This window comes from Arthrobacter sp. P1_B4, assembly GCF_056406555.1.
Genome location: NZ_JBFTZW010000024.1, coordinates 20,548 through 44,127, shown reverse-complemented (window position 1 = coordinate 44,127; position 23,580 = coordinate 20,548). Strand labels below are relative to the sequence as shown.

Genomic DNA, 23,580 nt, shown 5'->3' with positions numbered 1-23,580 from the left:
GGGCGGCAGCGTGGAGATGACCACGTCGGCCGCGGCGACGGCGGCTGCCGCCCCGGCGAGGGGAAGCACCCGGACGGGGACGCCGACGGCGGCGGAGGCCGCGCGGGCCTCCGCCGCGCGGCTGACATCGCGGACGAACACTTCGGCGGACACCGCCCCCAGTTCCTTGAGCGCCGCGATGGCTGCTGCCGCGGTCCCGCCCCCGCCGAGGATCACGGCGGTGGGCGCCGAGGCTGCCCCCGCGTGCCGGAGCGCGTTGACGATCCCGGTGACGTCGGTGTTGTACGCGACCAGTCGCGTGTGGCCGGCACTGCCGCCGTCTGATTCGAACGCAACCGTGTTGACGACCCCGAGTGCGCGCCCCACGCCCCGGACCTCGTCCACTTCCGCCACCATGGCCGATTTGAGCGGCATGGTGACCGACAGGCCGCGCCAGGAACCGTCAGCGCGCACCTCGTCCCTGACCTGCCTCATAAAATCGGGCAGGGCGGCCTCGGTCACGTCAATGGCGGAGTAGGCGATATCCACGCCCAGGTGGGCGTACGCGGCCCGGTGCAGCGCGGGCGACTTCGAATGGCTGATGGGATGCCCGAGGACGGCCGCCCGCAGCGTCATACGCAGCGTCCCGGGTTGGCCTCGCACCAGGCGTTGTACTGCGCCACGTAGCCGTTGTGTTCCGCGAGCGTCTTGGAGAACTTGGTCTCCTTGGTGTCCAGGTTGATGGTGACCCAGTAGAGGAAGCTGTTGGACTTGGGCTTGGCGGCGGCGTCAATGGCCGTCTTGCCGGGGGAACCGATGGGGCCGGCGGGCAGCCCCTGGTTGGCGTAGGTGTTGTACGGGTTCGACTTGTCAGCCTTCTGGGCCTCGTCGATGTGGAAGCTGCGGATGCCCAGGCCGTAGGTGACGGTGGCATCGGACTGGATGAGCCCGTTGGTCTCGGTGTTGTTGGGCTTGAGGCGGTTGTAGATGGCGCCGGCGACGTCACCATATTCGGCTTGGCCGCCTTCGGCCTGGACGATGCTGGCCACGGTCACGACGTCGTACTGTTTCGCGGGATCGGTAACGCCCTGGGTCTTGAGTTCATCCTGGGTGCTGCCGACGAGCTTCTGCAAAATGTCTTTGGCGGAGGAGCCCAACGGGAAGCGGTACTCCCCCGGCGCCAGGTAGCCCTCGAGGTTCTTGGCTTTGGCCGGGACGCCGAACTGCGCGGGCGCATCGCTGAGCGCTTTCAGATCCTGAACAGGAATCCCGGTGCCCTCGGAAATCGCCTGCAGGGATTCGCCGATCCGCAGCCCGGCGCTGAGCGCAAAGTACATGACCTTGCTCTGGCCCTTGTTGAGCAGGACATCCACGGCATCGGAGTTCTTCATTTCCTGGCGCATCGAGAACGTGCCGGGGTTCAGGGCACCGCCGGATGCGGTGAACTCCTTGAGGAAGGTGTCCGCGTTGGCCACGACCTTTTTCGACTGAAGTTCGGTGGCCACGGACCGCGTTCCGGCGCCGGGTTCGACCGTGATGGTGACCTCACCGGTTCCGGGGCCTGGGTAGTCGGCCATGGTGTCCCCGCCCAGGAGGGGCTTGAGGAACTGTGCGCCGACGGCGATTGCGACGACGAAGACCGTCAGGGTCAGCACCAGTGCCAGGAAGCGGCGCCGCCGGCGGACCTTCTTGGACGGTCCCTTGTCGTAGCGGACCGCTCCGGCCATCAGCTCCTCGCCCGGGTCGCCGTGGTACTCGGCCTCCGGGTGCGGCTGTGCCTGGGGGTCAACGGAGCTGTCGTAGAGATGGTGGGCCGCGTCGTGGGGGTGCGGAGCGTAGCCATCGTGGACGCCGGCGTCATGGGCAGCCGCATCGTGGCTGGCCCCGTGGCCGAGCCGGCCCGCTGACGCATAGACGACGTCCTCGTGGCCAGCGTCTTCGCGGACGGGCTCGTCGCGGGAAGGTACTTCGTGGACTGGTACATCACGGACAGGGATCAGCTGCGTGAAGTCTTCGTGCACGCCTTCTTCGCGCACGGACTCTTCACGCACGGCTTCTTCACGCACGGCTTCTTCGCGCACGGGCTCTTCACGCACGGCTTCTTCGTGCACGGGCTCTTCACGAATGGCTTCTTCGTGCACTGTCGGTGCCGCGTCGGGAAGTTCCGGTGCGGCCTGCGGCAGTTCGCTGTCTTGTGCCTGTTCCTGTGCCGGTGCCGTTGCCGGCGTCGGAACGTCCGGTCCCGTCTCAAAAGCCTGCGGCGGGATCACGTTGTGGCCCTGGGTGGCCAGAAGCTTTTCCCGGGCCCGGATTTCTTTGCGCGTCAGCGGTCGGCCGGCGCCACCAAGGGCGTCACCGGAGGAGTCATCACTGTTGACCGGGCTCACTGTAGCCTTCCATTTTCTGAAGAGTGCGTCTGTACTGCCGGGCCGGTCTGTGCGCCGCCTCCGGTCGGCCCCGGCGCAGACTCCGCGTACACGCGGTTTCCGACCTCCGTTCCCCTGGCCTTTTGCATATCAATCGCATGTTGCAGAATACCTGCCGCCGCAACCTGATCAACAACTGTACGGTGATTCCTGCTGCTCATGCCAGCTTCGTGCAGGTTGCGGTGGGCGCTCACGGTGCTGAGCCGCTCGTCAACCAGGCGCACGGGCACCTCGGATCCGGCGTCCTGCAGGGCCAGTACCAGCAGCTGTGCGTACTCGGTCGCCATCCTGGCGGAGGCGTGCTCTTCGCCCTTCATGGTGCGCGGCAGTCCCACGAAAATCTCCACGGCGTCCAGCTCCGCGGCCAGGGCAGCCAGGATTCGCACGTCAGTGTTCTTCTTCACGTTCCGCGCCAGCGTGCGCAGCGGCGTCGCCAGGATTCCGTCGGGGTCGCAGACGGCCACCCCCACACGGACGGTGCCGACGTCCACCCCGAGCTTCACGCCCCGGGGGTAGACGCCGGCCACAGCAGCTTCAGACACGTGGGATCCGCTATCGCCTGGTAATGGCGTCCACGACGGCGCCGAGGGCAGCACCGACCTTGGCTGCGTCGGTCCCGCCGCCCTGGGCGACGTCGTCCTTGCCGCCACCGCCGCCGCCGAGGATGCCTGCGGCGAGGCGCACCAGGGCACCGGCCTTGACTCCGGCTGCCCGGGCGGCTTCGTTGGTGGCGACCAGGATCACGGGACGGTCGTTGCTGACTCCGGCCACCGCGACGGCGGCGGCCTCGGACCCGAGACGCGTCCGCAGGTCCAGGGCCAGGCCGCGCAGGTCGTCCGCGCCGCTGACCTGGCCGGCGTCGTGCGCGATGACCTTGACGCCGGCGGCATCCTGGGCGGTGCCGACCAGCTGGGCTGCGGCGGCAGTGAGCTGCTCTTTGCGCAGCCGCTCAAGTTCCTTCTCGGCCGTCTTGAGCTTGGTCAGGGTGTTGGAAATCCGGTCCGCGAGCAGCCCGGAGGGAACCTTCAGCATTTCCGTGAGCTCGGTGACGAGCGCCCGCTCCGCGGCCAGGTGCCGGAACGCGTCCATGCCCACGAAGGCTTCAACGCGGCGGTTTCCTGAGCCGACCGACTGTTCGCCGAGCAGGGACAGGCTGCCGATCAGCGAGGTGTTCTCGACGTGGGTGCCGCCGCAGAGTTCCCGGGACCAGGCGCCGTCGATTTCCACAACGCGGACCTCGTTGCCGTAGTTCTCGCCGAACAATGCCATGGCGCCGAGCGCCTTGGCCTCGGCAAGCCCCATGATCTTGGTCTCCACCCGGAAGTTGTTGCGGATGGCGATGTTGGAGACTTCCTCGATCTCGGACCGGGTGGCGGCGCTCAGGCCCTCACCCCAGGCGAAGTCGAATCGCAGGTAGCCGGCCTTGTTGAAGGAGCCGCGCTGCAGGGCTTCCGGGCCGAGGATCTGGTGCAGGGCAGCGTGCACAATGTGCGTGCCGGTGTGGGCCTGCTCCGCGGCGTGGCGGCGTTCCCGGTCCACGGCGGCCTGAACCAGCGAGTCGGCACCGATTTCGCCTTCGCGGACGATTGCCTTGTGGACACTGAGGCCCTTGACGGGGCGCTGGACATCCAGGACCTCGACGACGAAGCCGTCGCCGGTGATCAGCCCGGTGTCGGCAGCCTGGCCGCCGGCTTCGGCGTAGAACGGCGTCTCGGCCAGGACCAGTTCGATTTCATCGCCGGTGGAGGCCTGGGCGACCTTCCGGCCGCCGGAGAGGATGCCGCGGACCTTGGACTCGCCCTGGAGCTCGGTGTAGCCGGTGAAGACTGTCTCGCCGGCGGACAGCAGCTCCTGGAACGCGCTGAGGTCAGCGTGCGACCCCTTCTTGCCCTTGGCGTCGGCCTGGGCGCGCTGGCGCTGCTCGAGCATGAGCTTGCGGAACTCGGGCTCGTCGACTTTCAGCCCGGCCTCTTCGGCCATTTCCAGGGTCAGGTCGATCGGGAAGCCGTAGGTGTCATGCAGGGCAAAGGCGTCGGCGCCGGAGAGCGGCTGGTTGGCGGCCTTGGATTCCTTGACGGCGTCCTCGAGGCGGGCGGTGCCGGAGGCGATGGTGCGCAGGAACGCCTTCTCTTCGGCGTAGGCAATCCGGCTGATGCGTTCGAAGTCGGTCTCTACGATCGGGTAGACACCCTTCATGGCGTCCCGCGAGGCGGGCAGCAGTTCCGGCAGGCACGCCTTTTCGACGCCGAGCAGGCGCATGGAGCGGACGGCCCGGCGGATCAGGCGGCGCAGCACGTAGCCGCGGCCCTCGTTGGAGGGGGTCACGCCGTCGGCGATCAGCATGAGGGCCGAGCGGATGTGGTCGGCAACGACGCGCATGCGGACGTCGTCCGTGTGGTGCGGGTCCTCGGCGGACTCCGCGGAGGTGTACTCCCGGCCGGAGAGTGCCGCGGCCCGGTCGATCACGGGGCGGACCTGGTCCGTTTCGTACATGTTCTCGACGTCCTGGAGGATCATCGCGAGGCGCTCCATGCCCAGGCCCGTGTCGATGTTCTTCTTGGGCAGCTCTCCGGTGATGTCGAAATCCACCTTCGAGCGGACGTTGTCGATCTGGTACTGCATGAACACGAGGTTCCAGATCTCGACGTAGCGGTTTTCATCGGCGATGGGGCCGCCCTCGACGCCGTAGGACGGGCCGCGGTCGTAGTAGATCTCCGAGCAGGGACCGGCGGGGCCGGGCTGGCCGGTGGACCAGTAGTTGTCGGACTTGCCCATGCGCTGGATCCGCTCGGCCGGCATGCCGGTGTTCTTCAGCCACAGCTGCTCGGCCTCGTCGTCCTCTTCATAGACGGTGACCCAGAGCCGCTCCGGCGGCAGTCCGTACCCGCCGTCGTCCACGCTGGTGGTCAGGAGCTCCCACGCGAACTTGATGGCGTCTTCCTTGAAGTAGTCGCCAAAGGAGAAGTTGCCGCACATCTGGAAGAACGTGCCGTGGCGGGCGGTTTTGCCCACTTCCTCGATGTCACCGGTCCGGATGCACTTCTGCACACTGGTGGCCCGCTGGTAGGGGGCCTCCTCACGGGCGGTCAGGTACGGGATGAACGGGACCATGCCGGCCACCGTGAACAGCAGGGACGGGTCGCTGGAGACCAGGGAGGCGGAGGGCACGGCGGTGTGCCCCTTGCTGACAAAAAAGTCGATCCAGCGCTTGGTGATCTCCTGCGACTTCATGAGCTGTTTTCTTACCCTTCAATATTCACTGCGTTAGGTGGCCCGCGTCTGTGCTGCGCGGGACAAGCTGAGGACCGGCATTGATCCGGGCCCGTCAATCTGGTGCCCGTCACCGGGGGCGTCGGCGCACCGTCGCCCCCGGTGACGGGCACCTTACTTACTAATTCTCTCCCGGCTAGCGCCGGACCGCATCCCGGCGGGCGACAGTGCCGCCGGCAGCGAGGTCCGTTGCCGTCTCGATCCCGAGGGCCGTGCGGAGTTCTGACTCCCGCTCGCCCATGCCATCGCGGACGGCATCGGCGAAGTCGAGCAGGCCGTCCGCCAGCCGTCCGACGGCGCGGTTCAGGCCTTCGGGGCCGAGGGCGGACTGCGCTTCGGTGACTTTGCGGAAGGCGATGACGCCGATCGCGACGCCGATTCCCATCCAGATGATTCTGTTCATGTCAGGTGCTCCCGGAGGGTTTAGCGGCTGCGGCGGCCGGTGGCGGGCTTTTTGCGGGTGCTGAAGGCGKAGCGCACGCCGTAGCTGAAGGCTGCCACCTTGATCAGCGGCGAGCCCACGGTGGCGGCCATGAGCGAGGACAACGCCGAGATGTTGGCGGAGGCGTCCGAGACGTTCGAGGAGATGCCGTCAACCTTCTTCAGCTGCTCGTTAGTGGTGGTCACCGTGGCGGTGACCTCGTCCATGAGCGGGGTGGCGCCGTCGCTGATGGAGCGGATGGTGGTCCGCATTTCGTCGAACACTCCCCCGAGCTTCAGGATCGGCACGGCGAGCAGCAGGACCAGCAGTGCAAACACTCCAGCCGCGATCAGGCCGGCAATATCGCCACCAGACATAGACACTCATCTCCTTGAACTGCAGTGGATACCTGCTTGTTGCGTCGGGCTCCGACGGTTTCGACCGCCGGGCGGAACCGGCTCCCGGGGAACTCCCCCAAGTACCTTACATACAAAGAAGCCCGCGGCGCTTGCCACGGGCTTCTTTGTAGGTGATGCCTTTTGAATTAGCGTGCGTAGAATTCCACGACGAGCTGCTCTTCGCAGGTCACGGGGATCTCGGAGCGCTTGGGGCGACGCACCAGGCGGGCCTGCAGGGCGTCAAGCTTGACGTCCAGGTAAGCCGGAACGATCGGCAGGACGTCGCGGTGAGCGCCGGCTGCTGCAACCTGGAACGGAGGCATGGTCTCGCTGCGGCTGTGAACGTGGACCAGCTGGCCCTCGCCGACGCGGAAAGACGGGCGGTCAACGCGGATGCCGTCAACGAGGATGTGGCGGTGCACAACCAGCTGGCGGGCCTGGGCGATGGTGCGGGCGAAGCCGGCACGCAGCACGAGGGCGTCGAGACGCATTTCGAGCAGTTCGATCAGGTTTTCACCGGTCAGACCCTTGGTGCGGCGTGCTTCTTCGAAGGCACGGGTCATCTGGGCTTCGCGGATGCCGTACTGGGCGCGCAGACGCTGCTTTTCGCGCAGACGTACGGCGTAGTCGGAGTCCTGCTTCTTGCGGGCACGGCCATGCTCACCGGGGCCGTACGGGCGGCGCTCCATGTACTTGGCGGCCTTGGGGGTCAGAGCGATGCCGAGTGCACGCGAAAGGCGTGCGGTACGGCGAGCACGAGTGTTGTTAGCCACTTGTGTCCTTCCAATATCTGCGGTGTGTCAGTGTTACTGGCCTCCACGATGGAGAGCATCGGCCAACCGCTGCCTTTTGCTACTGGGCACAGGGCAACCCTCATCGAACCGAAGTTTCCATGGATTGTGCGTCCGTGCCTTGCCAGACAACGGTCCAGCCTACCAGATCCGGCCCGCGGACCGAAGTCAGATTCTGGCGTGCGCTCCCCGGACACCGCTGCGCCCGAAGGACGCCGCGCCCAGGAATTCCACGGCCACGAACGGTTTCGGGCCCACCACCCATTCGTCGTGTCCCGGCGGAATCGCGTAGGTGTCGTTGGCGTGGATCGTGGAGCGCAGCCCTTCGGCCGTTTCGACTTCCATTTCACCGGAGATGCAGAAGCCGAGATGGTGGTGCAGGCAGACGTCGGTCCGCTCGTAGGGTCTGGTGTTCTCCGACCACCGCCAGCCCGGGCCCAGGATCAGCCGGGCCACCGAGTAGTCGTTCACTGTGCAGAGGTCGAATTCGGCCTTGTCCGGGCACCGTTTCTTGTCCGGCACATCGAAGGACTTCACTGCCATGGCTGTAACGAAGTTGATACTCATGGGACACCTGCCGGGGACGGGACGGGAACGCTCGCGCTGGATGAGCTGGGATGGAGCGAAGCCAGCTGCCGTTCCGGGGTCCGGAACGAGGGAGCCAGCGATGTGACCGCGCTGTCCCCTGCGCCGCACGGACGGTCAGCAGATCCATGCCGCCGTAATTCCACGTTAGACCTCTTGGCCCCTATGTCAACGGCGGATTCCGGCGCCACCGGGCGCCGCCGACCAGCCGCAGGTCACGGGCGTTCACTTGCCGCCCACGTGCCTTTCAGGTGCCGCGGATGATCCTCCGAAGCCGCTCGAGCCGGGTGGCGATGTCGCGTTCGGCCCCGTTGCCGGTGGGTTCGTAGTAGTTGCGCCCGACGAGGTCGTCCGGCGGGTATTGCTGCGTGGCGACGGCGTGCGGGGCATCGTGGGCGTATTTGTAGCCCTTGCCGTGGCCGAGCTGTTTCGAGCCCGGGTAGTGGGCGTCGCGAAGGTGGGCGGGGATGCCGTTCCCGAGCCCGGCGCGGACGTCGGCGATCGCCTGGTTAATGCCCATGTACGCGGCGTTGGACTTCGGCGCGGTGGCCAGATGCACCACGGCTTCGGCGAGGATGATGCGGCCTTCCGGCATGCCGATCAGCTGTACGGCCTGGGCCGCCGCGACGGCGGTCTGCAGCGCAGTCGGGTCAGCCATGCCGACGTCCTCAGCCGCCGAGATCACGATCCTGCGGGCCACGAACCGGGGGTCCTCGCCCGCCTCCAGCATCCGGGCCAGGTAGTGCAGCGCGGCGTCGACGTCGGAACCCCGGATCGACTTGATGAACGCGCTGGCGACGTCGTAATGCTGGTCCCCGGCCCGGTCGTAGCGGACGGAGGCAACATCCAGGGCGCGTTCGGTGTGTTTGAGCTCGATCTTCACCGGGGCCGCCTCGGGCGCCCCGCTGGCTGTGCCGGCTACGACTGCGTCGGCGTCGTCCGCGTCCCCGAACGCGACGCCGGCCGCCGCCTCAAGCGCGGTCAGCGCACGGCGGGCATCCCCGCCGGAGAGCCGGATGAGGTGTGCCAGGGCCTCGTCGCTGAGTTCCACTTTGCCGCCGAGCCCGCGGTCATCCGTTGCGGCCCGCAGGAGAAGGCCCTCGACATCGGCGTCGGTGAGCGGTTTGAGCGTCAACAGCAGGGAGCGCGATAGCAGCGGGGAAACGACGGAGAAGGAGGGGTTTTCGGTGGTCGCGGCGACCAGGACCACCCAGCGGTTTTCGACGCCGGGCAACAGGGCGTCCTGCTGGGCCTTGTTGAAGCGGTGGATCTCATCCAGGAACAACACAGTGGTGGTTTTGAACAGGTCACGGGCGGTGAGGGCTTCGTCCATGACGCGGCGGACGTCCTTGACGCCGGCAGTGATGGCGGAGAGCTCGACGAACTTCCGCCCTGGGCCCTTGGCGATGACGTGCGCGAGCGTGGTTTTGCCGGTACCCGGAGGGCCCCAGAGGATCAGCGAACTGGGACCCGCGGGGCCGGTGGCGTCCGTGCCTGCGGCGAGCTGGCGCAGCGGCGAGCCGTGGCCGAGGAGGTGCTGCTGGCCCACCACGTCATCAAGTGTCCGAGGCCGCATCCGGACGGCGAGCGGGCTGCGCGGGGAGACCCGGCGGCTCTCGCCGGTCTGGTCAGCGTCGCCCTCATCCTCGATAGCGGCGCCGCCGTCCCGCCCTGCGCCAAAGAGATCATCCACATAGATAGGCTACTTCTAGTTCCCGCCTGCCCAGACACCCTCGTAACGGAGACCCGCGCCATGACAACACCCGACACCCGTGTGGCGTTCGTCTCCGGGGCGCGGCTGCCGGGCTGGGTGGACCGCTTCGCCGCGAGCCACGGCGCACTGGTGGAGGAGGAGCTCGACGCCGGTCTGCAGCTGCGCGCCGCCGACGGCGCCGTAGCCCTGCTCCAGGCGCCGTGGCCGGCGGACGGCCGTCCTGGGCGCGGCGGCGACGCCGTCGCCCGCCTCGCTTCCCTGGCGTCCCAGTCGCGGAGCATCGGCACCGTGCTGGTCCGCCGCGGCGGATATTCGGTGGCTGTGGTCAGCGCCGGCACCGTGCTGGCGTCCAAGACCGGCACGCGCCACGTCCAGTCGCGGACGGCTGCCGGCGGCTGGTCCCAGCAACGTTTTGCCCGGCGGCGCGCCAACCAGGCCGATGCCCTGGTGGAGGCCGTCGCCGAGCACGCCGGGCGGATTTTCGCGGAGCACCCGATCGAGTATCTGGCTCCCGGCGGCGACCGGACCCTTGCCGAGCAGGTCCTCGCCGAACCGGTTCTGAAGCAGTACGCGGCACGTCCGAGGCTGGCGTTCCTCGACGTCCCGGATCCGCGCGCCGCAGTGCTGAAGAAGGCGGCCGCGGACCTGTGCGCGGTGCGGATCCTGGTGACGGATCCGCAGGCGTAGGATAATCCGCCGTTCCATCCCCCAATGTATACAGATGGAATGACGGCCTCTTCGCTATCCGGCTACCGGACGCCGCGGCTACTCTTCCGGCGCCAGAGTGACGGTGACGCCGTCGAGGGCGAATTCGCCATGATGGACTCCCCCGGCCTACGGCGTCAGACGCCGGCCGCGCGGGTTACACCGCGATCGGCGGCGAGTTTGGCGACGTCGCGTCCCGCCCGGTAGCCGAACACCAGGGCCGGGCCGATGTGGGAGCCGTAGCCAGGGTAGCCGCCGCCGAAGACGCTGACCGCTGCCGCACCGACGGCGATCAGGCCGGGAACGGCGGTTGCCTCCTCGGTAACTACCTCGGAGCGTTCGTTGACGCCGATGCCGGCGAACGTGCCCAGGTCGCCCATCTGGATCTTGGCCGCATAGTACGGGCCCTTGCCGACAGGGGCCAGATTGGGGTTCGGCTTGTGTTCCATATCGCCGCGGAAGTGGTTGTACAGGGTGGAGCCACGGCCGAACGCCGGGTCCTCGCCGCGTTCCGCTGCCGGATTGAACCCGGCCACGGTCTCCTTCAAACCCGCGGCGTCGATGCCGAGCTTGCCTGCCAGCTCCGCCAGGGTGTCCCCCTTGACCAGGTAGGCCGTTTTGTAGAAGTAGCCGCGCGGCATCGGCCAGGGCTTGGCATAGCCGATGCCGTACTTGTGCATCGTCCTGGCGTCACCAATCACATACCCGAACGTCTTGTCCTCGTCCTTGTTGTGCTCGATCATGGCCCCGCCGAAGTCGTGATAGCTCAGGGCTTCGTTCCCGAAGCGCTTGCCGTGACGGTCGACGGCGATCAGTCCCGGCAGCCCGATGGCCCGCAGGTGCGGGAAGAGGCGCTCTTTACCGCTGAGGTACTTGAAGACAGTTACCGGCGCCCAGGACCCCACACTGAACACCGAGTTGTCGATGTGGCCGCCCACGCTGATTGCCAGGGTGGCAGCGTCACCGCCGTGGCCCACGGTCGGGGTGAAGTGGTCGTCACCGTCGGCGTCGTGCGGGAAGTACCGCTTCCGCAGTTCCTTGTTGCCGGAGAAACCACCGGCAGCGAGGATAACGCCGAGCCGTGCGGCCACAGTCGCGGCGTGGTCTCCCCCAATGACCGCTCCGGTGATAGTGCCGGCGTCGTCCCTGGTCAGGGAGAGGACAGGAGATGAATTCCAGAGTCGCACACCCAAGTCATCGGCGCTCTTGACCATGCGGGTCATCAGCGCGTTGCCGTTGGAACGCAGGACCGGCCGCTTATAGCGGGCGGCATCGGCCCAGGTGCGCAACAACTTCTTCGCCACGTAGACGAACGACTTGACCGACTGGTTGACATGGAAGAACTCGTTGATGTCCGGACCCACCTGCGGCATGTAGCCAAAGACGGTGTAGGAACTCATGTAGGGCTGCATCAGGAGCCGCTTGTCCCCCAGCACGCGTGCGTCGACATCCTGCGGCAGTATTGCCCGCCCTGAGAGTTTCGCGCCGGGCAGGTCCATCTTGTAGTCCGGCGACTTCTCCGGGTAGGTGAACTTCACGTCGGTCTCGTTCTCGAAGAAGGCGATGGCCTCCGGCACGGTATCCAGGAAGTCACGGACGCCGGTCTGGTTGAACGTCTCCGGCGCCAGGCTTCGCAAGTAGGTCTCCGCTGCCTCGCGGGTATCGCCCTGCTCTACGCCCTGCTTGTTGCCGGGGACCCACGCCCAGCCCGCGGAGATCGCCGTCGTGCCGCCGAAATACTGCTCCTTCTCGGCCACAATCACGTTCAGGCCTTGCGAGGCGGCCTTCAACGCTGCGGCCATTCCGGCCGCACCGGAGCCGATGACGAGGACATCACAGAGGACGGGTATACACATGGTTTTGCTCCGTTCAGTCGGCCGCGCGCTTCGCTGCGGCAGCCGGGGTTGAATGCTAGTCCCCCAGTAGAGCCGGTGACGGCCAGCCCCGTGAGCAGGATTACCATTGAGCGGGAATATGGTTCCCTGAGGAGGGCGTGTGGCGAATTCCCCATCGGGCGAGTCGATCATCGGACGGTTCGTCAGAATCGTCAGCGCCTTCGACGACAGCCACACCTCCATGAGCGTCGCCGAACTGGGTCGCCGCACCGGACTGCCGGTGACCACCACCTACCGCCTCGTTAACGAACTCCTCCTCGAGCGGCTTCTTGAGCGCGAACCTGGAGGTGACATCCATATCGGAACGCGGATGTGGGAACTCGTTTCCCGAGGGTCCAAGATGCTGGGGCTGCGGGAGGCCGCCTTGCCGTTCATGGAGGACGTCCAGGCCGTGGTGCAGCACTCCACCACCCTGGGCATCCTTGATTCGGACGAGGTCCTGTATATCGAGCGGCTGGGCTCCGACAAGACCATTGTGGACATCACCAAGATCGCCGGCCGCCTCCCCGTCCATGCGACGTCCTCCGGACTGGTCCTGCTGGCCCACTCCCCCGCCGCCTACCAGGACCGCATCCTTGCCCGGCCCCTGACGAAGTTCACCGAAACCACCCTGACCGATCCCGCTTTGCTGCGCCGGCACCTGGCCGAGATCAGGCAACGCGGCTTCGCTGCCATGCCCGGCGTGATCGTGCCGGAGTCCAGCGGCATCGCGGTCCCCGTCTTCGGCCCGGACAACACCATCCGCGCCGCACTCAGCGTGGTGGTGCCGCGCAACGAGGAGAACGCGGCCGCCCGCGTACCCGTCCTGATGGCTGCCGCGCGGGGCATTTCGCGGGCCCTCGGCTGGCAGGGAGAACTCAAGGGAACCCTCCGCCAAAGCCACTAAGGCATTCCATTTCCGTTCATCGGGAATCGTGTGGTTGCCGTCACAGACTCACTGTCACTCTGGCTTAGTCGCAGCGAAGATGCTGCAGGAGCACGAGGAGCACCACATGAACCCCACACAGAGCCGCGTTGCCGGAAAGACCGCCATCGTCACCGGCGGCCGCGGAGATCTGGGCGGCGCCACCGCCGCCCTGCTGGCCGAGCACGGCGCGAAGGTCGCCAGCCTCGACGTTGCCGGCATCCCGGCCGGCGCCACTCACGAAAACATCAGCGAGTACGACGTCGACGTCACCAGCGAGGACAGCGTCGCCGAGACGATCCGCCGCGTCACCGACGACCTCGGCGCCCCCGACATCCTGGTCAACGCCGCCGGCATCATCGGCCCGGCCGGCGCGTCCCACACCGCCACCGTCTCTGACTTCGACACGATCTTCGACGTCAACGTCAAGGGCGTCTGGCTGATGACCAAGCACGTGGTCCCGGGAATGATCGAGAAGGGCGCCGGCAGCATCATCAACTTTTCGTCCATCCACGGCATCACGGGCGGCCGGAACGTGCCGCTCTACCACGCCACGAAGGGCGCCGTCCGGCTGCTGAGCAAGTCCGATGCGGCAGCCTACGGCAGCCACGGCATCCGGGTGAACTCCATCCATCCAGGTTCCATGAACACCCGGATGAGCCGCCGCTCCGCCGAACAGTCCGAGATCGGCGCGGAACAGTATTACAAGCAGCTCGTCGGCTCCAATCCGCTGCCCCGGCAGGGCGAACCGGACGAAATCGCCTACGGCGTCCTGTACCTGGCCTCGGACGAATCCCGCTTCACTACGGGTTCGGAACTCGTGATCGACGGCGGCTACACCGCCGTCTGACCTCTCCACCCCTGACCTGCCGCCCTTGCCCCAGTTTCCCGGAGCGGCTTACCGGCCGCGCAGGAACTTCTTCATTCCCTGAAAGGCATCACCTATGAAATTCGTCCATGGAACCGACCTGGACCGCTACGACGTCGTCGTCGTCGGCTCCGGCGCCGGCGCCCTCACCGCGGCTGCCACCGCCGCACGTGCCGGCAAGTCCGTCGTCGTCCTGGAAAAGAGCGCCCTGCTGGGCGGCACCTCTGCCGTCTCCGGCGGCATGCTCTGGGTCGCCGACAACCACTACGCCCGGGAAGCCGGGATCGCCGATTCGAAGGAAGCGGCCGCCGAGTATGTCCGCGCCGTGGCGCGGGGCCGTGGGCGGGAAGAGCTCCTGGACGCCGCCCTGAACTACGGCGGCACGATGCTCCGCTTCGTCGAAGAGGAATGCGGCGTCCGCTTCATTTTCCTCAACAACTTCCCGGACTACCGCCAGGACCTGCCCGGCGCAATGGAGGGTGGCCGCACGGTGGAGCCCGAACTGTTCAACAGCAAGGAAGCCCTCGGCGCGCTCACCTCCCATGTCCGCACCGACGGCCGCGCCCCGTTCACGATGCAGGAATATGAAAACTGGGGAGCGTTCGCCAAGTTCCCCTGGGATGACCTCGGCCAGCGCCAGGCCGACGGGCTCGTGGCCAAGGGCCAGGCCCTCGTGTCCATGCTCCTGGCTAGTCTGGTCCGCGACGGCGCCGCCCTCGTCACGGGTGCCCGCGGCCACCGGCTGCTCACGGACGGCGGCCGGGTGACCGGGGTCGAACTCGAATCCGGCGACATCTTCCAGGCGAACGACGGCGTGGTGCTGGCCACCGGCGGCTTCGAATGGGACAAGGCACTGGCCGACTCCATGCTTGCCTCACGGCTGTACACAATGTGCTCGCCGCCCTCGAACACCGGCGACGGCCTGCGGATGTCCCAGCGGATCGGCGGCCAGACCCGCGGCACCCGTGAAGCCTGGTGGGCGCCAATGTCCATTACCGGCGACACCCGCGACGGGCAGCCGATCGGGACCCTGCTCCGCTTCGAACGCCAGGGCCCGGGCTCGCTCATGGTCAACCGCCACGGCCGTCGCTTCGCCAACGAATCCCAAAACTACAACGACCTCGCCCGCAGCCTGCAGTCCTGGGATTCCGCCAGGAACCAGAGCCTCAACACCCCCGCGCATGTGATCGTGGACCACGCCTACATGGAGCGCTACGGCATCTTGGCACACCGCGCAGGCCAGCCCACCCCCGCCTACCTGATCGAGGCTCCGACGCTGGAGGAGCTCGCGGCGAAAATCGGCGTCCCGGCCGAAAGCCTGGCCGCCACGATGGCCAGGTTCAACGAGTTCGCCGTCAAGGGCGAGGACCCCGATTTCGGCCGGGGCGAAAGCGCGTACGACAAATACTGGGGCGACGACGAGAACCCCTACCCGAACCCGTCCCTCGGTCCGCTGCAGACCGGACCGTTCTACGCCATGGAAGTGGTCAACGGCGCGTTCGGCACGAACGGCGGCGTCGCCACCGATGGCCGGGCCCGGGTCCTGGACGTGGACAACCGCCCCATCGAGGGCCTCTATGCCGCCGGCAACACCACCGAAAACGCCTACGCCGCAGGGTACCCGGGTGCCGGCGCGACGCTCGGCCCGATCATGACCATGGGCTACCTCGCCGGCCGCACCATCGCCGGACAGGACCCCGAGTTCGTCTCCGGTTCCTCGGTCCCCGCCGAACTGATAGAAGCCTGAGATGATCCGCCACACCGTCCTCTTCAAGTTCAAACCGGACTTCCCGCCCGCCGACAAGCAGGCATGGATCACAGGACTCAACAGGATGACCGGGAACATTCCCGGAATGCTCAGCCTGACCCACGGCCCGGACCTGCTCAGCACCGAGCGCTCCTTCGACTACGCCATCGTGGCGGACTTCGAAAAGGTCGAGGACATCGCGGTATACAACACGCATCCGCTTCACGAGCCGCTCAAGGCGTACTCGTTTCCCAACAGCCAGCAGATCCTCGCGGTGGACTTCCATCTTGAGGCTACGAAGCCGGCGTCCACTGAGACATCGTCGTCTTAAGGAGATCACCATGCACACTGCATCCGCCCCACGCCTGGCCGCTCGCAAAACTCCGCGGAAGGCTGCCCTGGCATCCTTCCTGGGCAGCACCCTGGAGTACTACGACTTCTTCATCTACGGGACTGCCGCTGCGCTGGTGTTCCCGCACCTGTTCTTCCCGTCCGCCGACCCTGCCATCGGACTGATCGGCGCCTTCGCCACGTTCGGCGTCGCCTACGTGGCACGGCCGGTGGGCGGGCTGGTCATGGGCCATTTCGGCGACAAGCTGGGACGCAAGAAGATCCTGCTGCTCACCCTGGGCATCATGGGCCTGGCCTCGCTCGGCATCGGCTTCCTGCCGACCTATGAACAGGTCGGCGTCTTGGCCCCGATCCTGCTCGTGGCGGGCCGGCTCGCCCAGGGCTTCTCCGCGGGTGCCGAGTCGGCGGGCGCGTCCACGCTCACGCTTGAACACTCCCCGGACGGCAAACGCGGCTTCTTCACCAGCTTCGTGATGACCGGCTACGCCTCCGGCATGGTCCTAGCCACGCTCGTCTTCATTCCAGTCACGTCCATGCCGCAGGAAGCCATGATGAGCTGGGGCTGGCGCGTCCCGTTCTGGTTCTCGATCGTGGTCCTGGGCATCGCCTACTGGGTGCGGACCCACCTGGACGAAACTCCGGTCTTCGAGGAGGCCCAGGAGCACCGGCACGTCGCCCCGATGCCGGTCAAGGACGTCCTCAAGTTCCAGGGCGCCGATGTCCTGCGTGTGATGGGAATGTCCATCATGTCCGTCATGCAGACCATCTTCACGGTCTTCGGCCTGGCGTACGCCACCTCCACGGCCGGTTTTGACCGGGCCTCCATCCTGACCGTCAACGCCGTGGCCATCGGCTTGTCGATGTTCGCCATGCCGCTGGCCGCGAAGCTCTCGGACCGGATCGGCCGGCGCCCGGTGCTGCTGACCGCCGCGATCGGCTGCTCCCTCACGATTTTCCTGTACTTCCTGGCCCTGTCCTCGGGCAACATTGTGCTGGTCTTCCTAGCCGCGTTCCTGAACATGACGGTGCTCTACTCCGGCTTCAACGGCATCTGGCCCTCGTTCTTCGCCGAGCAGTTCGCCGCCCCGGTGCGCTATACGGGCATGGCGATGGGCAATCAGCTGGGTCTGGTCCTGGCGGGCTTCGGCCCAATGATCGCTGGCATGCTCCTAACCCCGGGCATCGCCGGCTGGGTTCCCGTGGCCGTCTTCGGCACGGTCTGCATGCTGATCGCCGCCGTTTCGGTGTACTTCTGCCGTGAGACGTACAAGACCCCGATTCAGGATCTGGGCGGCCCCTACCTGGCCGGGACCGCCCGGCGCCGAGAACTGCTTGCCGGGGAAAATCTCGCCGGGCAGCAGGCTCTGCCGGCCATGCGGCTTCCCTGAACCGCCCCGACCCTGAGGAGACCCTCATGTCCAGAACCAGCCCCCGCAGCGCATTCCCGCACCGCTGGCCCATTCACGTGACCGGGCCCCGGACCTTGGGACCGCAGGGATCCACCACACAGAGACCCATGCCGTGCGTAGCCCCGGCTGCACACGGCGAGGTACCGCCGGCCGCACCTCGGACCTCCAATGGTCAACTGACTGCCTCGCCGTGGCTCGGCCTGCACTTCGAAACCGAAGACATGTAGAGTCCCGTGCTTCGCCTAAAGGCCCGTCGGCGTCTGCGGTGCCCGATTCGCTCGGGTGCCGCAGAGGCCGTTTTAGCAGCCGGTCAAATGCCGCTTGGGCCTGTCCTGACGGTAGAGGTAGCGGCCGGCTTCGCGGAAGCCGGCGCCGGCGTAAAGCCCACGGGCACCGGCGTTGGAGGCCATGACCAGCAGCCAGTACCCCGCCAGGCCGCGGGCCCGGCCCTCGTGCAGCAGCGCCCGGACCACCCGGCCGCCATAGCCCCTACGCCGCGCATCCGGACGCGTTGCCATGCAGTACAGCCCGCCCCATCCGGGCCCGGACGGGCCGGTGTTGGGCAAGGCGAGGCGTGCGACGGCGGCCGGCGCGCCGCCGTCGTCCCGCACCAGAGCGTACAGCGAGGGGCACCCTTCGAGAATGCCGCGGGCCACGGCGAGCTCGTCCGCTCCCCCGCGGCCGTCGACGCTCCACCACAGTTCCAGCCATTCCGCCGACGGCTGGGCCGAAATTTCCACGGCAGGTTCGGGGCCGCCGGAGCCCGCGCCGGACTCCGGTCCGGACTCAGCACCCGGAACGTGGACGAGCACCAGGGTTTCGGACTGCCGGGTGAACCCTTCGGCGTCGAGCACCGCGTTGAGCGCCGCACGGCGTGGGTCCTCAAAAATTTGGAAGATGAGCGGAAGCCGCCGGCTGCGGTACCAAAGCCGGGCGTCGCGGACTGCGGCGAGCTGCCGGTGCGGATCCTCGCCGGGGTCCCTCGGCCAGACCGAGTTCGCCCGCTGGGTCACCCCTGACGCCGCCCGCAGCACCCACCCGCCGGATTCCTCGCGCTCCGCGGCAGGCCACGCTGAATCCATCAGCGTCTCCAGCCCGGGGATGGATCCAGGAATCATCCCGGGGCGCGGGTCCAGGTTCATCGAGCTACTCCGTCCGGGACGAATGCGGGCTACAAATGACAGACGGCAGGGGCTCCCCGGTTGCCCGGGGAGCCCCTGCCGCTGAAGTTCGCAGGCTAGTCCCTACCGTCCTCAGGTTTCTTGGGCTGCGGCTTGAAGTCGACGCCGGCTTCCTTGCGCTGCTGCGCCGTGATGGGAGCGGGAGCCTGGGTCAGCGGATCGAAGCCGCCGCCGGACTTCGGGAACGCGATGACATCGCGGATGGACTCCACGCCGGCCAGCAGGGCAACCACGCGGTCCCAGCCGAAGGCGATGCCGCCATGCGGAGGGGCTCCAAACTTGAAGCCCTCCAGCAGGAACCCGAACTTGGTCTGGGCGTCTTCCTTGTCCAGGCCCATGAGCTCGAAGACGCGTTCCTGGACGTCGCGCTCGTGGATACGGATCGAGCCGCCGCCAATTTCGTTGCCGTTGCAGACGATGTCGTAGGCGTAGGACAGCGCCGATTCGGGATCGGTGTCGAAGGAGTCCATGAACTCGGGCTTGGGCGAGGTGAACGCGTGGTGGACGGCGGTCCACTTGCCTGCGCCGACGGCGACGTCGCCGGAGGCGACGGCGGCGGCGGCCGGCTCGAACATCGGCGCGTCCACGACCCAGCAGAACGCCCAGTCAGCGGGGTTGATGAGCCCGGTGCGGTGGCCGATCTCGACGCGGGCAGCGCCGAGGAGCGCGCGGGACGGGGTCTTCTCGCCGGCTGCGAAGAAGATGCAGTCACCGGGCTTGGCGCCGACGGCGTCGGCGAGGCCCGCCCGCTCGGTCTCGGTGAGGTTCTTGGCGACGGGACCGGCGAGTTCGCCGTCCTCCTTGTACAGGACGTACGCCAGGCCCTTGGCGCCGCGCTGCTTGGCCCACTCCTGCCAGGCGTCGAGGGCCCGGCGGGCCTGGGAGGCGCCGCCGGGCATGACGACGGCGCCGACGTAGGGCGCCTTGAAGACACCGAAGTTGGTGTCCTTGAAGAATTCGGTCAGCTCGGTGAGTTCCTGGCCGAAGCGCAGGTCCGGCTTGTCCGAGCCGTAGCGGGCCATGGCGTCGTGGTAGGTGATGCGCTGGATCGGCGTCGGGATCTCGACGTCGATCAGCTTCCACAGGGCCTTGACGATGTTCTCGCCCAGACGGATGATGTCGTCCTGTTCCACGAAGCTGGCCTCGATGTCCAGCTGGGTGAATTCCGGCTGGCGGTCCGCGCGGAAGTCCTCATCGCGGTAGCAACGGGCGATCTGGTAGTACTTTTCGAAGCCGCCCACCTGAAGGAGCTGCTTGAACAGCTGCGGGGACTGCGGCAGCGCGTACCAGGAACCCGGCGCCAGGCGTGCGGGGACCACAAAGTCGCGGGCGCCTTCCGGCGTCGAACGGGTCAGCGTGGGGGTTTCGATCTCCACGTAGCCGTCCTGGTGGAGCAGTTCGCGGGCCACCCGGTTGGCTTCCGAACGCAGGCGCAGGTTACGGGCGGGGCCGGGGCGGCGCAGGTCCAGGTAGCGGTGCTTCAGGCGTGCTTCCTCGCCCACCTCAACGTGTTCGTCGATCTGGAACGGCAGCGGGTCCGAGGTGTTGAGGATCGTGACCTTCTCGGCCATGACCTCGATCTCGCCGGTGGGAAGCGCCGGGTTCTCGTTGCCTTCGGGACGCTGGGAGACGGTGCCGACGATCTGCAGCACATACTCGTTGCGCAGTCCGTGGAAGACCTCTTCTTCGCGGACCACAACCTGGGCGACGCCGGACGCGTCGCGCAGGTCAACGAATGCGACACCACCGTGGTCACGACGCCGGCCGACCCAGCCGGCGAGGGTTACGGTTTGTCCAATGTGCTCGGAGCGAAGTGATCCGAGGTCATGTGTGCGCAGCACAGCACGCCTTTCTGAAGAAGACAGAGGGAAAATCAAAAGCGATATCAAAACAATGACGTTCTAATAGGATCGCTACGGGAACGATCCCGTTAGAGTTTACCCGTTGGAAAGGCCCCTTTTGCCATGGCAACCCGGCACAACGGAAGCCAGCCCGGTGACCAGCCCCCGCGTCAGCCCCGCGATCAGCCCGGCGGCCGGCCTGGCCCGCAGCGGCCACCTCAGCGGCTGCAGCGCCGCCTCGGCGTGTTCGATTCCACGGCGATTGGCCTGGGTTCGATGCTGGGCGCCGGCGTGTTCGTCGTGTTCTCCCCCGCCGCAGCCCTGGCCGGGCCGCTGCTGACGCTTGCCGTGGCCGTGGCCGGCGTCATCGCCTACTGCAATGCCGTCGCGTCGGCGCAGTTGGCGGCGAGGTACCCCGACAGCGGGGGAACTTACGTGTACGGGCGCCGGCAGCTCGGCCAGTGGCCGGGCTTCATTGCGGGCTGGGGTTTCATCACGGGTAAGACGGCGTCCTGCGCGGCGATGGCGCTGACGTTCGGGCACTACGTGGCGCCGGCTTATGCCACGCCGCTGGCGGTCGCCGGCGTCGTCGTCCTCACGGGAGTTAATCTGCTCGGCATCACGCGGACCGCACTGCTGACCAGGATCCTGCTGGCCGTCGTGTTGGCCACGCTCGTCTTCGTCGCCGTTGCGTCCCTGCTCGGTCCGCACCCGGCGGGCGCCCCTGCCGTGTCGGCGGCGCCGGCCTATCCCGCGCCGCCCTCCGGCGGCTGGGGCGTCCTTCCCGCGGCGGGGCTGATGTTCTTCGCCTTCGCGGGTTATGCGCGGATCGCCACCCTCGGCGAGGAGGTCAAGGATCCCGCCCGTACCATCCCGCGGGCCATCCTGGCCGCACTGGCCGGGGCCTTCGTGATCTACCTTGGCCTGGCCGCGCTGCTGCAGTGGCACCTGCCCCCGCAGCAGCTGGCTGGTTCGACGGCGCCGCTGCTGGACGCGGTGGCCGTCACCCGCCTCGGCGCCGGCGTCCCGTTCGTCCAGGCCGGAGCGGCAGCGGCCTGCCTCGGCGCGCTGCTGGCCCTGATCACCGGGGTCGGCCGGACCACGTTGGCGATGGCGCGGGAACGGGACCTGCCCGCCCCGCTGGCCAGTGTGGGCCGCGCCCGCACTGTCCCGTTCATGGCGGAACTGGCCGTCGCGGCCGCCGTCGTTGTCCTGCTGCTGAGCACTGACGTGATGACCGTGGTCGGATTTTCCAGCTTCGGCGTGCTGGTCTATTACGCCGTGACGAACGCCGCGGCTTTCACGCTGGCCGGTCGCCCCTGGCATGCGCCGCGCTGGCTCAACGTGCTGGGTTTCCTCGGCTGCCTGGTCCTGGCCGTCACCCTGCCGCCGGCCTCCGTGCTGTTCATGGCGGCGGTGCTGGCGGCAGGGGTGGCCGGGCGGTTCCTCGTCCTGCTGGTGCGCCGGACGCGGGACGCTAGCGGGCCTGCCGGGAAGTCCTAGCTCGCGGCGATTACGCGCACGTGCAGGTCCTCCTTGGAGGGCGTCCACGAGGCCGGGTCGGCGTCGTACTGCTCGCCCGTGCGGATGTCTTTGACCTGGTGCTTGCCGTCGTCGTCAGTGAACCAGACAAACGGAATGCCGCGACGGTCGGCGAACTTGATCTGCTTGCCGAACTTCTCGGCCTTCGCGGCGACCTCCGTGGCGATGCCCCGGCTGCGCAGCTGCGCGGCGACATCCTGCGCCGCGGCCCAGCTGTCGTCGTTGTTCAGCGTCACCAGCACGGCGGTCGGCACGGAGCGCGTGGCCTTGGCCAGGTCCTGGCTCAGGATCCGCGACACCAGCCGGGTGACGCCGATGGAGAGTCCGACGCCGGGGAATTTGCGGTTGCCCTTGCTCGCCAGGGCGTCGTAGCGGCCGCCGGAGCAGATCGAGCCCAGCTGCTCGTGCCCCACCAGGACGGTTTCCACCACGGTGCCGGTGTAGTAGTCGAGGCCGCGGGCGATGCTGAGATCGGCGACGACCCGACCCGGCGCGTGCTGGACAGCGGCCGCAATGACCTGCTCCAGCTCGTTCAGGCCTTCCTCCAACAGCTCGTTGGTGACGCCCAGCGCCCGGACCTGCTCCACAAAGGACGTGTCCTTGGTGCGGATGCCCGCGAGCTTCAGGGCAGCCTGCGCCTGATCGTCAGTGGCGCCGAGTTCCTCCTTGAGCAACTCGGCCACCTTCGCCGGCCCGACCTTCTCGAGTTTGTCGATGCTGCGCAGGACGCCCGCGGTGTCCGTGAGGCCGATCCCTGTGTAGAAGCCCTCGGCCAGCTTGCGGTTGTTGATCCGCAGCAGGAAATCGGGGATGGGCAGCGCGTTGAGCGCCTCCGCAATCACCAACGCGATTTCGACGTCGTACCGGAACGGCAGTTCGCCATCGCCGACGACGTCGATGTCCGCCTGGGTGAACYCCCGGGCCCGTCCCTCCTGGGGACGTTCGCCGCGCCAGACCTTCTGGATCTGGTAGCGGCGGAACGGGAACGCCAGGTAGCCGGCGTTTTCCACGACGTACCGGGCGAAGGGCACGGTGAGGTCGAAGTGCAGGGCAAGGGCGTGCGGGTCGAACTTGGCCGCGGAGTCCTCATCGTCCTGGAGCCGGCTGAGGCCGTAGACCTCTTTGTCAATTTCCCCCTTGCGCAGCAACTGGCCCACCGTCTCCACGGCGCGGGTCTCGATCGAGGAGAAACCATGGAGTTCGAAGGTCCGGCGCAGCGTGTCCAGCACATGGAGTTCCACCAGCCGCTCCTCGGGAAGCCACTCGGGGAATCCTGACAGGGAGGCTGTGCGTGCCATGGTGAAATTTTCTCCTCTGGTTACCACTGCGGTATCTCGTTGCTACTGCAGTATCTTCGGGCGCGGGCGTCAGGCGGCATTCTCTCTATCGAAACGTAACGAAGATAAGCGGCAGACCGGCCAGTCGTGCATAAACTGTGTGCGGCAGTCAGTTTATGCGTTCGGCGCCTGCTTCTTCCAACGGAGCCGGACCCGGCGGGACTGCCGGCAGCTTGCTGCTGCTACCGCGACGGCGCCTACGGCCCCGTCATGGTG

20 protein-coding genes are annotated in these 23,580 nt (G+C 67.4%); 7 read left to right on the top strand and 13 right to left on the bottom strand.

What is annotated here, in order from left to right; translation table 11 throughout:
* The 9 genes from AC1D1W_RS10800 to AC1D1W_RS10760 all read right to left on the bottom strand — a co-directional run.
* On the bottom strand, nt 1–615 hold a 615-nt coding region (locus AC1D1W_RS10800; protein ID WP_476943660.1), incomplete at its 3' end, for a shikimate dehydrogenase family protein.
* A complete protein-coding gene (gene mltG / locus AC1D1W_RS10795; protein WP_476943659.1) occupies nt 612–2,366 on the bottom strand; it encodes an endolytic transglycosylase MltG in 1,755 nt (584 codons plus the stop codon). The genes mltG and AC1D1W_RS10800, both read right to left, overlap by 4 nt.
* The gene (gene ruvX / locus AC1D1W_RS10790) at nt 2,363–2,947 is read right to left on the bottom strand and encodes a Holliday junction resolvase RuvX (RefSeq protein ID WP_243177367.1); all 585 of its coding nucleotides are present in this window, start codon (nt 2,945–2,947) and stop codon (nt 2,363–2,365) included. Before ruvX ends, mltG begins: the two co-directional genes overlap by 4 nt.
* 10 nt (nt 2,948–2,957) lie before the next feature.
* A complete protein-coding gene (gene alaS / locus AC1D1W_RS10785; protein ID WP_476943658.1) occupies nt 2,958–5,636 on the bottom strand; it encodes an alanine--tRNA ligase in 2,679 nt (892 codons plus the stop codon).
* Nucleotides 5,637–5,811: 175 nt separating this feature from the next.
* On the bottom strand, nt 5,812–6,078 hold the full coding sequence (locus AC1D1W_RS10780; protein WP_223916699.1) for a DUF6167 family protein: 267 nt from the start codon (nt 6,076–6,078) through the stop codon (nt 5,812–5,814).
* Nucleotides 6,079–6,098: 20 nt separating this feature from the next.
* The gene (locus tag AC1D1W_RS10775; protein WP_476943662.1) at nt 6,099–6,473 is read right to left on the bottom strand and encodes a DUF948 domain-containing protein; all 375 of its coding nucleotides are present in this window, start codon (nt 6,471–6,473) and stop codon (nt 6,099–6,101) included.
* Nucleotides 6,474–6,640: 167 nt separating this feature from the next.
* Nucleotides 6,641–7,267 (bottom strand): 30S ribosomal protein S4, encoded by a 627-nt coding sequence (gene rpsD, locus AC1D1W_RS10770; protein WP_018773157.1) that lies wholly within the window; start codon nt 7,265–7,267, stop codon nt 6,641–6,643.
* Nucleotides 7,268–7,453: 186 nt separating this feature from the next.
* Complete coding sequence (locus AC1D1W_RS10765; protein WP_028276474.1) at nt 7,454–7,852, bottom strand: cupin domain-containing protein; 399 nt, start codon at nt 7,850–7,852, stop codon at nt 7,454–7,456.
* A gap of 265 nt (nt 7,853–8,117) precedes the next feature.
* The gene (locus AC1D1W_RS10760) at nt 8,118–9,446 is read right to left on the bottom strand and encodes a replication-associated recombination protein A (RefSeq protein ID WP_476943661.1); all 1,329 of its coding nucleotides are present in this window, start codon (nt 9,444–9,446) and stop codon (nt 8,118–8,120) included.
* A 177-nt stretch (nt 9,447–9,623) separates the two neighbouring features.
* On the opposite strand from AC1D1W_RS10760, the gene AC1D1W_RS10755 reads away from it, so the two are divergent.
* The gene (locus AC1D1W_RS10755; RefSeq protein ID WP_476943657.1) at nt 9,624–10,271 is read left to right on the top strand and encodes an acVLRF1 family peptidyl-tRNA hydrolase; all 648 of its coding nucleotides are present in this window, start codon (nt 9,624–9,626) and stop codon (nt 10,269–10,271) included.
* 155 nt (nt 10,272–10,426) lie between these two features.
* On the opposite strand, the gene chcC2 is transcribed toward AC1D1W_RS10755, so the two are convergent.
* Nucleotides 10,427–12,145, bottom strand: a complete 1,719-nt coding sequence (chcC2, locus tag AC1D1W_RS10750; RefSeq protein WP_476943656.1) for a 4-oxocyclohex-2-ene-1-carboxylate 5-dehydrogenase — start codon at nt 12,143–12,145, stop codon at nt 10,427–10,429.
* Nucleotides 12,146–12,284: 139 nt separating this feature from the next.
* Between chcC2 and AC1D1W_RS10745 the strand changes: the two genes are divergently transcribed.
* The 5 genes from AC1D1W_RS10745 (at nt 12,285) to AC1D1W_RS10725 (ending at nt 17,442) form a co-directional block, all read left to right on the top strand.
* Nucleotides 12,285–13,070, top strand: coding sequence for an IclR family transcriptional regulator (locus AC1D1W_RS10745; protein ID WP_243177362.1), 786 nt, complete (start codon nt 12,285–12,287; stop codon nt 13,068–13,070).
* Between the two features lie 106 nt (nt 13,071–13,176).
* Entirely contained in the window at nt 13,177–13,938 is a 762-nt protein-coding gene (locus AC1D1W_RS10740) for an SDR family NAD(P)-dependent oxidoreductase (protein WP_243177361.1), read from the top strand.
* A 94-nt stretch (nt 13,939–14,032) separates the two neighbouring features.
* On the top strand, nt 14,033–15,703 hold the full coding sequence (gene chcC1, locus AC1D1W_RS10735) for a 4-oxocyclohexanecarboxylate 2-dehydrogenase (protein ID WP_476943655.1): 1,671 nt from the start codon (nt 14,033–14,035) through the stop codon (nt 15,701–15,703).
* 1 nt (nt 15,704) lies between these two features.
* On the top strand, nt 15,705–16,034 hold the full coding sequence (locus tag AC1D1W_RS10730) for a Dabb family protein (RefSeq protein ID WP_243177359.1): 330 nt from the start codon (nt 15,705–15,707) through the stop codon (nt 16,032–16,034).
* Between the two features lie 10 nt (nt 16,035–16,044).
* Entirely contained in the window at nt 16,045–17,442 is a 1,398-nt protein-coding gene (locus AC1D1W_RS10725; protein ID WP_476943654.1) for an MFS transporter, read from the top strand.
* 320 nt (nt 17,443–17,762) lie between these two features.
* Here the strand turns inward: AC1D1W_RS10725 and AC1D1W_RS10720 are convergent, their stop codons facing one another.
* Entirely contained in the window at nt 17,763–18,605 is an 843-nt protein-coding gene (locus AC1D1W_RS10720) for a GNAT family N-acetyltransferase (RefSeq protein ID WP_476943653.1), read from the bottom strand.
* Between the two features lie 95 nt (nt 18,606–18,700).
* Nucleotides 18,701–20,485 (bottom strand): aspartate--tRNA ligase, encoded by a 1,785-nt coding sequence (gene aspS / locus AC1D1W_RS10715; RefSeq protein ID WP_028277684.1) that lies wholly within the window; start codon nt 20,483–20,485, stop codon nt 18,701–18,703.
* Nucleotides 20,486–20,608: 123 nt separating this feature from the next.
* Between aspS and AC1D1W_RS10710 the strand changes: the two genes are divergently transcribed.
* Entirely contained in the window at nt 20,609–21,988 is a 1,380-nt protein-coding gene (locus AC1D1W_RS10710; protein ID WP_476943652.1) for an APC family permease, read from the top strand.
* Here the strand turns inward: AC1D1W_RS10710 and hisS are convergent.
* A complete protein-coding gene (hisS, locus tag AC1D1W_RS10705; RefSeq protein ID WP_476943651.1) occupies nt 21,985–23,325 on the bottom strand; it encodes a histidine--tRNA ligase in 1,341 nt (446 codons plus the stop codon). The genes AC1D1W_RS10710 and hisS overlap by 4 nt on opposite strands.
* Nucleotides 23,326–23,580: the final 255 nt, after the last annotated feature.